Below are 14,959 nucleotides of genomic sequence, written 5' to 3'. Positions count from 1 at the left end.
GCGTCCTGTCAGGCCAGCAGGTCTTCCAGCGATTTGCCCGCCTCGATCTGCTCGAGCACCCAGCGCGGCCGCCGGCCGCGGCCCGACCATGTCTGGTTGGGATCGTCGGGGTGAGCGTATTTGGGCTGGCCTTCGCTGGCCGCCCCGGCGCCACGGCGTCCGCGGCCCCCGGCGCCGGTCAGTTCGGACAGGTTGAACCCCATGTCACGGGCAGTCCGCTCAAGCGCGGCCATGGCTTCTTTCCGGCGGCGGGTTTCGTAAGAACTGATCGCCTTGTCGATCTGGGTGCGCAGCGCCCGCAGATCTTCCAGCGACATCGAGTCCACGTCGAGTTCCAAATTCCATTCCTTTCGCGCGAAATGCGGAGCACTGGATGACAAATAACGTTTCTTCGCGCAACTGCAATATTCAGCGCGGTCCGCGCTTGGCCAATATTCTCTGCAATGTCCGCCGATGCATATGCAGCCGCCGCGCCGTTTCGCTGACATTGCGGTCGCATTGCTCGAACACGCGCTGGATATGTTCCCAACGCACCCGGTCGGCGGACATCGGGTTTTCGGACGGGGGCGGCAGCGCCGAGGCCTGTGCCAGCAGCGCCGCGGTCACTTCATCGGCATCGGCGGGCTTTGACAGGTAATCGGCCGCGCCCATCTTGACTGCCGCAACGGCCGTCGCAATCGCGCCATATCCCGTCAGCACGACAATGCGGCAATCCTCGCGCCGGGAACGCAGCGCGTCCACCACATCCAGCCCGCTGCCATCCTCAAGTCGCAGATCCACAACGGCATAGGCGGGCGCGCGGGCTGCCACCTTGTGGCGCGCAACTTCCACGCTGGTCGCGATTTCCGTCCGAAATCCGCGCCGTTCCATCGCCCGGGCCAGCCGGGTCACGAAAACCTCGTCGTCATCGACCAGCAGAAGGCTGGGATCGTCGCCAATGCCGGTCGTATTCTCTGCGTTCATCCTGATCTCGCTGCAATGGCCGTTTTCATAACCCGCATCCTGCCGATCCCGCAACCGGATCAGGTCGCCTCGACAAAACAGGCAATTTGATCGGCCATCTGTTCCGGGCTGGTATCGCGGGTAAAGAACTCGACCGTGCCATGGCCGGGAAGAACAAGAAAGCTGTTTGTCGTATGATCAACAAGATAGCTTTCCTTGTCCTCTTCGTCGTTCAGGCGGAAATACCCGCGCCAGGCGCGGCTGACTGCCGTGACTTCCTCGACGCTGCCGGTAATTCCCAGCATGTCGGGGTGCATCGCATCGGTGAAGTCGCGCAATTGTTCGGGGGTGTCGCGGGCGGGATCGACCGACATGAACACCGGCTTCACCGACATTCCGCGCTCGCTCAGGATATCCGCGGCGCCGGCATTGCGCGCCGCGTCCATCGGGCAGACATCCGGGCAATAGGTATAACCCATGTAGAAGATCGAGGGCCGGTCGAAAACTTGGGCGTCCGTCACCCGTGCGCCGTTTTCGTCCGTCAGCGTGAAGCTGCCGCCCAGCGCGTCCAGCCCGCCCGCGACCGTGGACCTGCGGCATTGCGCGAACTGATCGCCCGATGCCGGACGCAGCCACAGCCATCCCGTCAGCAGCACCAGCACCGTGGCGAGAAGCCCCAGCATCATCAATCGGCGTTCCGTCATGGGTCGATCCTCTTCATTGCCGCGTCCCATCGGGGTGGCTATCAAGCGCGGGCCACCAAGGCGAGGGCGACATCATGCCACCGAAGTTCCAGGGGCGCCACGACCCTCTGCCCGGCTCCACCGGGCGAGGGCTGCGGCTGCTGGCCGGTCCCGGTCCCATCCGGCCCCGGCGCCTGATCACCGCGCGCTGGATCGCGCTGGCAGGCCAGGCGGCCGCGGCGGCGGGCGCCTGGGCGTTGGGCGCGCGTTTCCCGCTGATGGCGGTTTTGCTTGTGCTGGCGGCGGCGGTCGCCATGAACCTGCTGCTGACGGCGCGAAGCCGGCGGGTCGATGCGCGCCATGCACTGGCACAGCTTGTCTTCGACACGCTGCAGACGGGGGCGCTGCTGACGCTGACCGGCGGCATCGGCAACCCCTTCGCCCTGTTCGTGCTGGCGCCCCTGACCATTGGCGCCACGGTGCTGCCGCTACGTCACATCCTTGCGCTCGCCATGGCCACGACGGCGATGCTGCTTGCGATGACGGCGCTGGCGGTGCCGCTGACCTTTCTGCCCGACATGGCCCCGCGCCCCGAGACCGCGCTGCATGTCGGCCGGGTGCTTGAGCTGTTCATCGGCGGGGCCTTCTTCGCACTCTGCGTCTATGGCGTCTCGGCCGACCTTCGCGCGACCTCGGACGCGCTGGCGGCCACGCAGATGGGGCTTGCCCGCGAACAGCGGCTGCAGCACCTGGGCGGCGTGGTCGCCGCGGCGGCGCATGAGATGGGGACGCCCCTGGCCACCATCAAGCTGATCGCGGGCGAGCTGGCCGACGAGTTCGCCGACCGCCCCGAGATCGCCACGGACCTGGCCGAACTGCGCCGCTCGGTGGACCGCTGCCGCGATATCCTACGCGGGATGGGCAGCGCGGGAAAGGACGACCTACTGCTGCATTCCGCGCCATTAGCGGACGTTCTGGACGAGGCCGCGGGTCCCCACAGCCATCGCGGGGTGCGGATCGGCATGGATCTGGGCGCGGTCGGCGCGCTGGTCGTCCAGCGCGACGCGGGGCTGATCCATGCAATCCGCAACCTGATCCAGAACGCCGTAGATTTCGCCGTTGGCCGGGTCGAGATCAGCGCCAGCCGCGAAAGCGGACGGATCACCGTCGAGATCCGGGACGATGGCCCCGGCTACCCCCCGCATCTGCTGGGCCGCCTGGGCGAACCCTATCTTTCCACACGCAAGGCGGGATCGGCGGCGGGTCCCTACGAGGGCATGGGGCTTGGTCTGTTCATCGCCCGCACGCTTCTGGAACGCAGCGGCGGGACAGTGGCCTTCTTCAACCAGGACGGTGCCGTCGCGCGGGTGTCCTGGCCCGAGGACGCGATTCTCGCCGATGACCGCATGGCGCTTGGTCCCAATCCGACAATCACCGATTGAACGGCCCGGAAGCCCGGCTTAACCCTTATTTAAGGCGGAGGATGCTAGCACGGTCGCCGAACAGACGCAGAAGGCGGCCATGGACGACGCGATCACGGTGATGATGGCCCTTGCGGCAGGGGTGGTCTCGGTTCTCATCGGGCTTGCGCTGGCGCATCGGATCGGCAATCCGCAGCACGCCCCCCGCACGGCGGCGCGCGCCCGCCCCGAGGCCGAGCCCATAGCCTTTCTGTTCCGCAACCGGCGGCTGGCCGACGCGACCGGCTCGGCACAGACCCTTCTGGACATGCTGCCGGGCGACGGCGACTGGCAGAAGCTCTGGCTCTGGCTCTGCCGGCGTTTCGATGATCCCCAGCGGCTGCTGGGCGTGGCGGCCGCCGAGGGCACGGCCACGCTGGGCGGCGCGGGTCTTTCGGACCTGCGGCTGACGCTGCAGGATCTGGGGGACGGGCTGATCCGGGTCGAGGTCGTGGACCCCCGGCTGGAACACGCGGCGATCGCCGTCAATTCCCACTCGCTCGCCGCCATGGAGGACGAGCTTGAGGTTTTGCGCGAATCGGTCGACCGGGCCCCGGTGCTGATCTGGCGCGAGAATGCCGAGGGCGCGGTCACCTGGGCCAACGCCGCCTATCTAGCCGAGGCCGAGGCGCAGTTGACGGGCGAGGTGCGCTGGCCGCTGCCGCGCCTGTTCACCCTGCCGCAGGACGCGGGCGGCACCCCCCGGGCGCAGATCGAGGGCGACGACCAGATGCGCTGGTTCGATTGCCACCTGCAGCCGGGCGACGGACACCGCACGATCTTCGCGGTGCCCGCCGACAATGCCGTGCGGGCCGAGCGCAGCCTGCGCGAGTTCGTGCAGACGCTGACCAAGACCTTCGCCGACCTGCCCACCGGGCTTGCGATCTTCGACCGCGACCGGCGGCTGCAACTGTTCAATCCGGCGCTGATGGACCTGACGGGCTTGTCCATCGGCTTTCTCACCGCCCGGCCCACGCTTTACGCGATGCTGGACGGGCTGCGCGAATTGCGGATGGTGCCCGAGCCCAAGGACTATGCAAGCTGGCGCAACAGCATCGCCACGCTCGAGGCCGAGGCCGCCTCGGGCCGCCATGTCGAAACCTGGTCGCTTCCCGGCGGCCAGACCTATCGCGTGACCGGCCGCCCCCATCCCGACGGCGCCATCGCCTTCCTGTTCGAGGACATCACCGGCGAGATCGCGATGACCCGCCGCTTCCGGGCCGAGCTGTCGCTGGGGGCCGAGATCCTCAACGGCATCGACGCGGCAGTCGCCATCTTCGACGCGGATGGCCGGATGCTCAGCGCCAACCGGGCCTTCGACGGCACATGGGGTCCGAAGGCCGCCGACAGCCTGCGCGGCTATCTCGAGTTGTGGGGGCGGATCGCGGCGGACAGCCCCGGTTACCACGGCCTGCGCGCGGCCCTGGGGCAGGAACGGGCCGAGGGGCCGCTGCAGGGCGCCATTGCCGGGCCGGACCGCGTGATCCTGTCCTGGCGGGTGCGCCCGCTCTCCGCCGGCCGCCGCATGGTGCAGTTCGTTCCCGCCGTGGCGGGCGGGTTGTCGGGCGACATGCCCCTGCCGCTTGCAGGGCGGGATTCAGGGGACGCGATCAACCGTCCCCTGCGCGCAGCCGCAGGCGCGTGAACAAAGCATCCCCTGCCCTTCATGGCCCGACGAGGCCACGGGAACGGGGATGAGCTTGGCTGATGCCGTGAGGCCATCCGGCCGAAAGGATGCGTCCAGCAGGTTCCAGACCGGGCAAAGCGGCGGCAAGGACCAACGGGGCGGTCTCAAGGGTTGAAGATGACGCTGGCGTGGCCCCGACGAATACCCTGCCGCAGCTCGGAAACGCGCTCCTGCAGTCCGGGCGTGATGCGTCGCAAGCCGGCGGAACGCAATTGCTTCGGCCCAAATGGCGGCTTCAGCTGTGCCTGTCGATTGCACGGCCTTTCATCTGTTTTGCCTCCTTGCTCAGCGCAAGCGCAGGGCTGCCCGGTACGGCGGCCTTGGGTGGCCGTTCCAGGCCTTCGTGGCGCCATCCCGAACCCTGCCAGCAGGCCGGCACCCGCGCCCTTGTCGGGGTGGCAGCGACCCCGGACTGCAGCAGCGCGGGTCGGACCTGCTGCCGGTGCCTGACGATCCTTCCAAGGCGCACCGTCGCCGGACCAGTCGCCTCAGCCGTTCGCACCTGTGGGCCTTGCGCCGAAGATGGCGCTGCCGATCCTGACATGGGTCGCGCCTTCGGCAATGGCGGTCTCGAAATCGCCGCTCATCCCCATCGACAGGCCCGGAAGGCCGTTTCGCCGGGCAATGTCCCGCAGCAGGCGGAAATGCGGCGCGGGATCGTCGTCATCCGGGGGAATGCACATGCAGCCCGCAAGCGGCAGGTAAAGGTCCCGGCACAGGGCGATGAACGCATCCGCCTCGGCAGGCGGGATGCCGGCCTTCTGCGGCTCGTCGCCGGTATTGACCTGCACGAACAATTGCGGCGCGCGCCCCAGCTCCTGCACGATCCGCGCCAGCCTCCGGGCCAGCGAGGGCCGGTCGAGGCTGTGGATCGCGTCAAAACTCTCGACCGCGGCGCGGGCCTTGTTGGACTGCAGCGGCCCGACCAGATGCAGCTCGATTCCCGGCCGCCCTTCGCGCAGCCCGGGCCATTTCCGCTGCGCCTCCTGCACGTAATTCTCGCCGAAGACGCGCTGTCCGGCGTCCAGCGCCGCCCGCACCCGGTCGTCGGGCTGCAGCTTGCTGACCGCGATCAGCGTCACCCCCGCCGGATCGCGGTCCGCCCCTGCCGCCGCCGCTGCAATGCGCTGCCTGATTTCGCCAAGGCTCATCACCGTCCCTCCTGCGATCCGGGGGTCGCAAATGAAAAGAGCGGGCGCAAGGCCCGCTCTTTCCGGTTCGATCCGCAGGCGGATCAGAAGTTGAAGCGGACGCCCATGTCGGCGGACACGCGCTCCTGATAGTCGCGCTGCAGCGACGCGCCCAGGCGGGCACCGCCGAGGTCGTAGTTGACGCCGATACCCAGAGCGATATCGGTTTCCTTCTGCGACCAGTCGCCGTCGTTGTTGGCGACATAGGCTTCGATGTTGGTCAGCCCGTCGGCCAGGGTGTAGTCGCCATACAGGGTGACGGTGTTGCCCAGGTCGTCGATGACGTTCACGAAGTCCGCATCGCTGGAGTCGGTGCCGATGATGCTGCCGACGTCGCCGTTGTCATAGAAGTTCAGGCCGATGCGGGCGTTTTCCATGACCGCATAGCGGGCGCCGACGAAGAAGACGTCGTGATCGTCCCAGCCGGCGGCGTTCATCGACGCGGCAGCCGACAGTTCCAGGCGATCGTTCCACTTGTAGTCGGCGCCGATGCTGAACTCTTCCTTCTGGTTCAGTTCCACCGGAAGGCCGGTTTCCGGATCGATCCCGTCGGTGGCTTCCAAGGCGCCCGACTGGCTCGGGTCGACATAGGACGCGCGGACCGTCAGGGCATCGAAGGAATAGCGCAGGCCGATCCCCAGCCGGTCATCGTCGGCATAGGGCGAGCTTTCATAGGCGAAGAAGGAGCCCAGCGGGTTGCCGCCGACCGAGCGGTCGGTATAGCCGAGTTCCGACGCATAGACCAGGCCGACGCTGTCCATCGCGGTGTCGACGTTGCCGATCTCGACGGTCAGGCCCTGGGTGGTGACCCACAGCTTGCCGGCGTTGGTCGAGGCGTTTTCGCCGCGCGCGCTGTTGCCCTGGTCCCACTGCAGCCGCAGGCGGCCGCCGAACTCGATGCCGCCGTCGGTTTCGGTCGTCGCGTCGAGGTTCATCCGCAGGCGCGAGATGACCTGCGAGTCATTGTTGCCGACCGTCTGGATACCGTCTTCGTAATAGATCACGCCGGTCCGGCCGTAGCCCGAGATCGTCACGTCGGCAGCCGCGACGCCAGCGGACAGCATCACTGCGGTCGTGGCGAGAAGAGCCTTTTTCATGATTCCGTTCCCTCTTGTCTCATTCGTCCCCAAGGCGGCATGAACCACCCTGGGTGTGAGCATCTTGTTCCCCCTTCCACCCTTGCGATGCAACGACTTACCCCCTTCCGAGGCTTTTCGGCACGGCTGTGATGCACCCCGGCCACAGTCTTCCTGCCGGAAAGGACAGGGTGCCGCCCAAGGGCCTGCGGACCCGCGAAGCTGGCGGCTTGTGGCAACGCCACGATCCGCGCTAAAGCAGGGCCAAGCCGAGGAACGGGGGACGCCCATGAAGACCGCACGCGCCGCGACGCTGGCGACCGCGATCACGCTTTGCGCCGCGCTTGCCGCCTGTGGGGGCGGGGGAAACCGGGCCCGGACAGCGGCTCCCGTCGAGCCCGACATGCGCAACGAGACCAACACGATCTGGGACGTGTTCGGCAACCGCACCGACACCAACACGGCCGTCGCCGTGAACCGCTATCTGTGGAACGCGAGCCTCGAGGTGCTGAACTTCCTGCCGATCCAGTCCATCGACCCTTTCACCGGGGTGATCGTCACGGGCTACGGCACGCCTCCGGGCGGGGGCCGGGCCTATCGCGCGACGATCAAGGTGTCGGACCCGGCGCTGGACGCGCGCAGCCTCAAGGTCGCGCTGCAGGGCGCGGGCGGCGCGGCCGTCGCGCCCGACACGGTGCGCGCGGTCGAGGACGCGATCCTGACCCGCGCCCGCCAGCTTCGGGTGCGCGACGGGCAGTTGTAAGCCGCTGGACCTGACGGGGCCGCAGGGCTAAACCCGCCGGGCATTTCACCGCCCGGAGTCCCGCCATGTCCTATGATCCCGCCCATAGCGAAAAGCGCTGGCAAGAGGCGTGGGAGAAGGCCGGCAGCTTCCGCGCCGTCCGGGACGAGCGGCCCAAGTATTACGTGCTGGAGATGTTCCCCTATCCTTCCGGGCGCATCCACATGGGCCATGTCCGCAACTACACGATGGGCGACGTGGTGGCGCGGTATAAACGCGCTCGGGGCTTCAGCGTACTGCATCCGATGGGCTGGGACGCATTCGGGATGCCGGCCGAGAACGCCGCGATGGAACAGGGCGGCCATCCGCGTGACTGGACCTATGCCAACATCGCCACGATGAAGAAGCAGTTGAAGCCGCTGGGCCTGTCCATCGACTGGAGCCGCGAGTTCGCCACCTGCGACGACGATTACGTGGCCCAGCAGCAGGCGCTGTTCCTGGATTTCCTCGACGCCGGGCTGATCTACCGCAAGAACGCCGTGGTCAACTGGGACCCGGTCGACATGACGGTGCTGGCCAACGAGCAGGTCATCGACGGCAAGGGCTGGCGCTCGAACGCGCCCGTCGAGCGGCGGGAGCTGACGCAATGGTTCTTCCGCATCTCGGATTATTCCGAGGAACTGCTTTCGGCCCTCGACACCCTGAAGGGCTGGCCGGAGAAGGTCCGGCTGATGCAGGCCAACTGGATCGGGCGGTCGCGCGGGTTGCAGTTCCGCTTCGACACGGTGAACGCGCCCGAGGGCTTCGACCGGATCGAGGTCTACACCACCCGCCCCGACACGCTGCTGGGGGCGAGTTTCGTGGCCTTGTCGCCGGATCATCCGCTGGCGAAGGCGTTGGAGGCCAAGGACGAGCGACTGGATGCCTTCGCAGCCGAGGCCCGCAAGATCGGAACCAGCGAGGAGGCGCTGGAAAAGGCCGAGAAGCTGGGCATCGACACGGGCATCCGCGTCCGCCATCCGCTGGACCCGGACTGGGAACTGCCGGTCTGGATCGCGAACTTCGTGCTGATGGATTACGGCACCGGGGCGATCTTCGGCTCGCCCGCGCATGACCAGCGGGACCATGATTTTGCCTGCAAATACGGGCTGCCGATCCGCGCCACCTTCGGCAAGCCCGGCATGACCGAGGCCGAGGCGGATGCTCTGGTCGCGGACGAGCCTTACGTCCCGCTGAAATCCGAGACCGTGACCTATGTGCGCGGCTTCTCGGGCAACCGCGACCAGACCGGAGAGGCCGCCGTGGACGCCGCCATCGCTCATGCCGAGGCGCAGGGCTATGGCGAGGGCGTCACGAAATACCGCCTGCGCGACTGGGGCATCTCGCGCCAGCGCTACTGGGGCTGCCCGATCCCGGTCGTCCATTGCGCGGTCTGCGGCACGGTCCCCGAGGCCAAGGAGAACCTGCCGATCCTGCTGCCGCGCGACGTCAGCTTCGACGTGCCGGGCAACCCGCTGGACCGTCACCCGACCTGGCGGCAGGCGACCTGCCCGAAATGTGGCACCGCTGCCCGGCGCGAGACGGACACGATGGATACCTTCGTCGATTCGTCCTGGTATTACGCTCGCTTCACCGCGCCCCATGCGGCGACGCCCACGGTGCGCGAGGATGCCGATTACTGGATGAACGTGGACCAGTATATCGGCGGCATCGAGCACGCGATCCTGCACCTGCTCTACTCCCGCTTCTTCGCCCGAGCGATGGTGAAGACGGGGCACCTGCCGGACACGGCGAAGGAGCCGTTCGACGCGCTGTTCACGCAAGGGATGGTGACGCACGAAATCTATAGGATCACAGAAAAATTTGCTCTAAGCGAAATGGATTGGGAATCCAGAGGAACAATCCTCGTGGATCATCCAAACGCTAAAGCTGTTCATTGGCCAATCTACTACTTTCCAGAGCAAGTCGAACATCGTGACGGCAGCGTATATCTGAAAGGTTCGGATATACCTGTTGAGGTCATCCCCTCGGCCAAGATGTCCAAGTCCAAGAAGAACGTCGTGGACCCGGTGAACATCGTTCAAAGCTTCGGCGCCGACACCGCGCGCTGGTTCATGCTGTCAGACAGCCCGCCAGAGCGGGACGTGGAATGGACCTCGGCCGGGGCCGAGGCGGCCGCGAAGTTCCTCGCCCGCGTCCACCGGCTGGCCGAGGACAAGGGCACTGACGACCGCGAGGACCCGGACCTGCTGCGCGCCGCCCATCGCGCCATCGACGAGGTGACGCGCTCGATCGAGAGCTTTGCCTTCAACAAGGCCGTGGCCAAGGTCTATGAACTCGCGAACGCCGTGTCCAAGTCGCAGGCCTCGGGCGAGCCGCGCCGCGTCGTCCTGCGGATCATGGCCGCCCTGATGGGGCCGATGGTCCCGCATCTGGCCGAGGATGTCTGGGCCTTAGCGGGCGGTCAGGGGCTGCTGGTCGATGCGCCCTGGCCCGAGGCGGACCCGACGCTGCTGCAAAGCGCCTCGGTCACGCTGCCGATCCAGATCAACGGCAAGCGGCGGGGCGAGATCACCGTGCCCGCCGACATGGGACAGGCCGAGGTCGAGCAGGCCGTGCTGGCCGACGAGACCGTGCAGAAGTTCCTGAACGGCCAGCCGCCGAGGAAGCTGATCGTCGTGCCGGGGCGGATCGTCAATGTGGTCGCGTAGGCTCGCGCTGACCGCTGTCCTCGCGCTGGCCGCCTGCGGGTTCGAGCCGGTCTATGGACCGGGCGGCGCAGGCACCCGGCTGCAGGGTCAGGTCCGCGTCGCCGATCCGCAGACCGCCGACGACTATGCCTTCCTGCGCCGGCTGACCGAACGGCTCGGCCCCGAAGAGGCTGCGCGCTATGAGCTTGCCTATGCGCTGCGGATTGCGACCGTGTCGCAGGCGATCACGCCGGACGAGGTGACGACGCGCTATTCACTGAACGGCACCGCCGCCTATGCCCTGACCGACAGCGCGACCGGCGCGGTGGTGGCGCAGGGCGAAGTCAGCAATTTCTCCAGCCACTCGACCGTGGGCACGGTGATCGCGACCAACGCGGCAGAACAGGACGCGCGGAACCGGCTGGCGGTGATGCTGGCCGACCAGGTGGTGACGCGGCTGCTGGCGACGGTGCCTGCGGCCCGATGATCCTCAAGGGTGCCGAGATCGCGCGCTATCTCGCGCGCCCCGATCCGACCCGGCCCGCACTGCTGATCTACGGCCAGGACGCCGTGCGCGTGGCGCTGAAGCGGGCCGAGGCGGTGGCCGCCCTGACCGGCCCCGACGCCGAGGCTGAGATGCGCCTGACCCGCCTTGCGGGGGCCGACCTGCGCAAGGACGCGGCCATGCTGCTGGACGAGATCAAGGCGGTGGGCTTCTTCCCCGGCCCCCGCGTGGTGCTGGTCGAGGAGGCGAACGACACCGCCGCCCCCGCCATCGCCGCCGCGCTGGAGGCCTGGGCGCATGGCGACGCCGTGATCGTGGTGACGGCGGGGGGGTTGGGCAAGACCTCGGCGCTGCGCAAGCTCTTCGAACCCCACAGGGCGGCCGTGACTGCCCCCATCTACGACGACCCGCCGGGCGAGGAGGAGATCGCGCGCTGGCTGGCTGATGCGGGCCTGCGCGCCGTGCCTCCGGCCGCGATGCGCAACCTGACGGCGCTGGCCCGCGCGCTTGATCCCGGAGACTTCCGCCAGACGGTCGAGAAGATCGGGCTTTACAAGCACGGCGACGACAGCCCGCTGACGCCCGACGAGATCGCGGCGCTGGCCCCGGCAACGGTCGAGGCCGACGTGGACGAACTGGTCGAGGCGGTGGCCGAGGGCCGCTCGGACAGCATGGCGGCGCTGATGCGGCGGGTCGAGACGCAGGGCATCCTGCCGGTCACGATCTGCATCGCGGCCCTGCGGCATTTCCGGACCCTGCATGCGGCGGCCTCGGACCCCGGCGGGGTGGCGGCGGGCATCGGGCGGCTTCGCCCGCCGGTCTTCGGGCCGCGCCGCGACCGGATGGCACGGCAGGCGCAGTCCTGGGGGATGCGCGCGCTGGAGGATGCCCTGCACCACCTGATCGACACGGACCTGGTGCTGCGCTCGTCCTCTCGCGCGCCAGCCATGGCGGTGATGGAACGGGCGCTGATCCGGCTGGCGATGATGCCGCGGGGACGGCGGTGATCGAGGAGGTTCCGGCGCTGGTGATCGGCGCGGGGCCTGCCGGGCTGATGGCGGCCGAGATGCTGTCCGCCGCCGGGCACCCGGTGGTGATCGCCGAGGCGATGCCCTCGCCCGCGCGCAAGTTCCTGATGGCGGGGAAATCGGGGCTGAACCTGACAAGGGACGAAGCTGCCGGGGTATTCGCGGCGCGGCTGCAGGGGGGCGCTGCCCCCGCGTCCCTGCGGGACACTCCCCCGGGATATTTCGGCGAAGAAGAACTGCGGGCGATCGTGGCGGAGTTCGGTCCCGCCGAGGTCATGGAATGGGCGCGCGGGCTGGGGGTGGAACTATTCACCGGCTCGACCGGGCGGGTGTTCCCGGTCCGCATGAAGGCCTCGCCGCTGCTGCGGGCCTGGCTGGCGCGGCTGAACGGGCGGGACGTGACCCTGCGGACGCGCTGGAGATGGACGGGGTTCAGGGGTGGACTGGCCTTCGACACGCCGGAGGGACCGCGCACCATCCGCGCGGGGGTGACGGTCCTGGCCCTGGGAGGCGCAAGCTGGCCGCGGCTGGGCTCTGACGCGGCCTGGGTGCCGTGGCTGCGCGACGCCGGGGTGGCGGTGGCGCCGTTCCGGCCCGCGAACATGGGGTTCCGCGTGGACTGGTCGCCGGTGATGGCGCCGCTGCAGGGCGCTGCGGTCAAGGGCACGCGGCTGTCGGCGGGCACGCTGGAGAGCCGAGGCGAGTGGGTCATCACCCGCGCGGGAATCGAGGGCGGCGCGATCTACGAAATCTCGGCCGCGCTGCGCGACGGGGCGGCGGGCGAGATCGACCTGATGCCCGATCTTGGCCCCGAGGTGCTGGCCGCGCGGCTGGCCCGTCCGCGCGGCAGGCTGTCGGTCGGGAACTGGCTGCGCCGCGTCCTGCGCGATCCGGTCAAGGTGGCGCTGCTGATGGAATGGGGGAAGCCGCTGCCCGCGGATGCGGCGACGCTCGCGGCCCGGATCAAGGCGCTGCCGCTGCGCCATGCAGGGCCGATGGGGCTTGAGCGCGCAATCTCCTCGGCGGGCGGGATCAAGGCCGAGGCACTGACGGACGGGCTTGAACTGCGGGCGCTGCCCGGGATCTTCGCCGCCGGAGAGATGCTGGACTGGGAGGCGCCGACCGGCGGCTACCTGCTGACGGCCTGCCTCGCCACCGGCCGCCATGCGGGGCTTGCCGCCGCCCGCCACCTTCGGCAGAGGGCCTGAGCCGGTCCATTGACGGCTGCCCCTGCCCGTAGTCATCTGCGCCATCCGGAAGGAGCGTCCCCCATGTCCCCCAGCCAGTCCCGCCTGTTCACCCCGATCCTGATCGGCGGCTGCATGATCCTGATGATCAACTTCGCGCTCAGGGCCAGCTTCGGCGTCTTCCAGATCCCCGTGGCCGAGACCTTCGGCTGGCCGCGGGCCGAGTTCAGCATGGCGATTGCCATCCAGAACCTCGCCTGGGGCTTCGGCCAGCCGCTGTTCGGGGCCTTGGCGGAACGCTGGGGAGACCGGCTGGCGATCATCCTCGGCGCGGTCCTTTATTCGCTGGGGCTGCTGATGACGGCGATGGCGACCACGCCCGAAGCCATGCAGATGTGGGAAATCGCCGTCGGCTTCGGCATTGCCGGAACCGGCTTTGGCGTGGTGCTGGCGGTGATCGGCCGCGCGGCAAGCGACGAGAACCGCAGCCTCGCGCTGGGAATCGCCACCGCCGCGGGGTCCGCCGGGCAGGTCATCGGCGCGCCCCTGGCCGAGGGGCTGCTGGCCGTCATGCCATGGCAGCAGGTCTTCATGGTCTTCGCCGTGCTGATCCTGTCGGTGCTGCTGTTCCTGCCGATGCTGGGCAACAGCCGGCCTGCGCCGCGTCACGAACTGGAAGAAGGCATGGGCACGGTCCTGCGCCGCGCCTTCACCGACCCGAGCTACCTGATGATCTTCGTGGGCTTCTTTTCCTGCGGCTACCAGCTCGGCTTCATCACCGCGCATTTCCCGGCCATGATCACCGAGATGTGCGGTCCCATCGCGCCCGACGGCGGGCTGGCCGCGCTGGGGATCACCACGACCTCGGCCTTGGGGGCCATCGCGATCTCGCTGATCGGCTTGGCCAATATCGGCGGCTCGATCATGGCGGGATGGCTGGGGAAGAAATACACCCGCAAGTATCTGCTGGCCGGGATCTACGCGCTGCGGACGGTGATCTCGGCCTGGTTCATCCTGACGCCGATCACGCCGCCCACGGTGGTGTTCTTCTCGCTGTCGATGGGGGCGCTGTGGCTGGCGACGGTGCCGCTGACCTCGGGGCTGGTCGCCCATATCTACGGGCTGCGCTACATGGGGACGCTTTACGGCTTCGTCTTCCTGTCCCACCAGATCGGGTCCTTCCTGGGCGTCTGGCTGGGCGGGCGGCTTTACGACATCCATGGCGACTACACGATGGTCTGGTGGGTCGGCGTGGGCGTCGGGGCCTTTTCGGCGCTGATCCACCTGCCGGTGCGCGAGGCGCCGTCTCGCGGGCTTGCGGCCGCCCCGGCCTGAGACGTGCCGCGCGGTCTGCCAGAACCGGAGGCGCCCGATCCCCGACCGCCCGTCACGGTGCTGATGGCGCTTTACCAGGGCGAGCGGTTCCTGCGGGAACAGCTTGACAGCATCGCGGCCCAGCAGGTCCGGTGGCGGCTGGTGGTCGGCGACGACGGCTCGACCGACGCGGGCCTGAAGATCCTACAGGCCTTTACCAGGGAATGGGACGGGCGCGTCACCGTCAGGACAGGTCCGGGAAAAGGCGCGGCGGGCAATTTCCTGGGGCTGCTGGCGGGATTGCCCGAGGAACCGGGCTTTGTCGCCTTGGCCGATCAGGATGATGTCTGGCATGCCGACAAGCTGGCGCGGGGCCGGCGGGGGGGGGGGGGGGCGGGCCGACCCCCCCCTTAGTGGACCCCCGGGGAGAAACGGGCCCTGGCGCGGCGCCCCCA

At 68.5% G+C, this 14,959-nt stretch carries 14 protein-coding genes; 9 read left to right on the top strand and 5 right to left on the bottom strand.

What is annotated here, in order from left to right; all coding sequences use genetic code 11:
• Nucleotides 1–8: 8 nt before the first annotated feature.
• The 3 genes from Q4F04_RS00535 to Q4F04_RS00525 form a co-directional block, all read right to left on the bottom strand.
• Nucleotides 9–338, bottom strand: a complete 330-nt coding sequence (locus Q4F04_RS00535) for an H-NS histone family protein (protein ID WP_303367877.1) — start codon at nucleotides 336–338, stop codon at nucleotides 9–11.
• A 70-nt stretch (nucleotides 339–408) separates the two neighbouring features.
• Nucleotides 409–963 carry an ActR/PrrA/RegA family redox response regulator transcription factor gene (locus tag Q4F04_RS00530; RefSeq protein WP_182792641.1) on the bottom strand — a complete coding sequence of 185 codons (555 nt, stop codon included), beginning with the start codon at nucleotides 961–963 and terminating at the stop codon, nucleotides 409–411.
• A 59-nt stretch (nucleotides 964–1,022) separates the two neighbouring features.
• Nucleotides 1,023–1,646, bottom strand: a complete 624-nt coding sequence (locus Q4F04_RS00525) for an SCO family protein (protein ID WP_303367876.1) — start codon at nucleotides 1,644–1,646, stop codon at nucleotides 1,023–1,025.
• 74 nt (nucleotides 1,647–1,720) lie between these two features.
• On the opposite strand from Q4F04_RS00525, the gene Q4F04_RS00520 reads away from it, so the two are divergent.
• A complete protein-coding gene (locus Q4F04_RS00520) occupies nucleotides 1,721–3,067 on the top strand; it encodes an ActS/PrrB/RegB family redox-sensitive histidine kinase (RefSeq protein WP_303367875.1) in 1,347 nt (448 codons plus the stop codon).
• Between the two features lie 79 nt (nucleotides 3,068–3,146).
• Complete coding sequence (locus Q4F04_RS00515) at nucleotides 3,147–4,730, top strand: PAS-domain containing protein (protein ID WP_303367874.1); 1,584 nt, start codon at nucleotides 3,147–3,149, stop codon at nucleotides 4,728–4,730.
• 530 nt (nucleotides 4,731–5,260) lie between these two features.
• Here the strand turns inward: Q4F04_RS00515 and Q4F04_RS00510 are convergent.
• Together Q4F04_RS00510 and Q4F04_RS00505 are read right to left on the bottom strand one after the other, a co-directional pair.
• Nucleotides 5,261–5,923 carry a YggS family pyridoxal phosphate-dependent enzyme gene (locus Q4F04_RS00510; RefSeq protein ID WP_303367873.1) on the bottom strand — a complete coding sequence of 221 codons (663 nt, stop codon included), beginning with the start codon at nucleotides 5,921–5,923 and terminating at the stop codon, nucleotides 5,261–5,263.
• 83 nt (nucleotides 5,924–6,006) lie between these two features.
• Nucleotides 6,007–7,059 (bottom strand): porin, encoded by a 1,053-nt coding sequence (locus tag Q4F04_RS00505; RefSeq protein WP_303367872.1) that lies wholly within the window; start codon nucleotides 7,057–7,059, stop codon nucleotides 6,007–6,009.
• Nucleotides 7,060–7,327: 268 nt separating this feature from the next.
• Here Q4F04_RS00505 and Q4F04_RS00500 point away from each other — a divergent pair, with 268 nt between their 5' ends.
• From Q4F04_RS00500 to Q4F04_RS00470, 7 genes are all read left to right on the top strand, one after another.
• Nucleotides 7,328–7,801 carry a DUF3576 domain-containing protein gene (locus tag Q4F04_RS00500; RefSeq protein ID WP_303367871.1) on the top strand — a complete coding sequence of 158 codons (474 nt, stop codon included), beginning with the start codon at nucleotides 7,328–7,330 and terminating at the stop codon, nucleotides 7,799–7,801.
• Nucleotides 7,802–7,866: 65 nt separating this feature from the next.
• On the top strand, nucleotides 7,867–10,491 hold the full coding sequence (leuS, locus tag Q4F04_RS00495) for a leucine--tRNA ligase (RefSeq protein ID WP_303367870.1): 2,625 nt from the start codon (nucleotides 7,867–7,869) through the stop codon (nucleotides 10,489–10,491).
• On the top strand, nucleotides 10,478–10,957 hold the full coding sequence (lptE, locus tag Q4F04_RS00490) for an LPS assembly lipoprotein LptE (protein ID WP_303367869.1): 480 nt from the start codon (nucleotides 10,478–10,480) through the stop codon (nucleotides 10,955–10,957). Before leuS ends, lptE begins: the two co-directional genes overlap by 14 nt.
• The gene (holA, locus tag Q4F04_RS00485; RefSeq protein WP_303367868.1) at nucleotides 10,954–11,982 is read left to right on the top strand and encodes a DNA polymerase III subunit delta; all 1,029 of its coding nucleotides are present in this window, start codon (nucleotides 10,954–10,956) and stop codon (nucleotides 11,980–11,982) included. The genes lptE and holA overlap by 4 nt, the downstream gene beginning before the upstream one ends.
• Entirely contained in the window at nucleotides 11,982–13,211 is a 1,230-nt protein-coding gene (locus Q4F04_RS00480; RefSeq protein WP_303367919.1) for a TIGR03862 family flavoprotein, read from the top strand. Before holA ends, Q4F04_RS00480 begins: the two co-directional genes overlap by 1 nt.
• A 63-nt stretch (nucleotides 13,212–13,274) precedes the next feature.
• Entirely contained in the window at nucleotides 13,275–14,525 is a 1,251-nt protein-coding gene (locus Q4F04_RS00475) for an MFS transporter (RefSeq protein ID WP_303367867.1), read from the top strand.
• A gap of 3 nt (nucleotides 14,526–14,528) precedes the next feature.
• Nucleotides 14,529–14,918, top strand: a complete 390-nt coding sequence (locus tag Q4F04_RS00470; protein WP_303367866.1) for a glycosyltransferase — start codon at nucleotides 14,529–14,531, stop codon at nucleotides 14,916–14,918.
• The last annotated feature ends 41 nt before the right edge of the window (nucleotides 14,919–14,959 follow it).

Origin of the sequence: Paracoccus sp. (in: a-proteobacteria) (assembly GCF_030536915.1) — a bacterium.
Classification (GTDB): Bacteria; Pseudomonadota; Alphaproteobacteria; order Rhodobacterales; family Rhodobacteraceae; genus Paracoccus.
The sequence above is the reverse complement of the archived record's forward strand: the minus strand, read 5'-3'. Positions and strand labels throughout refer to the sequence as shown.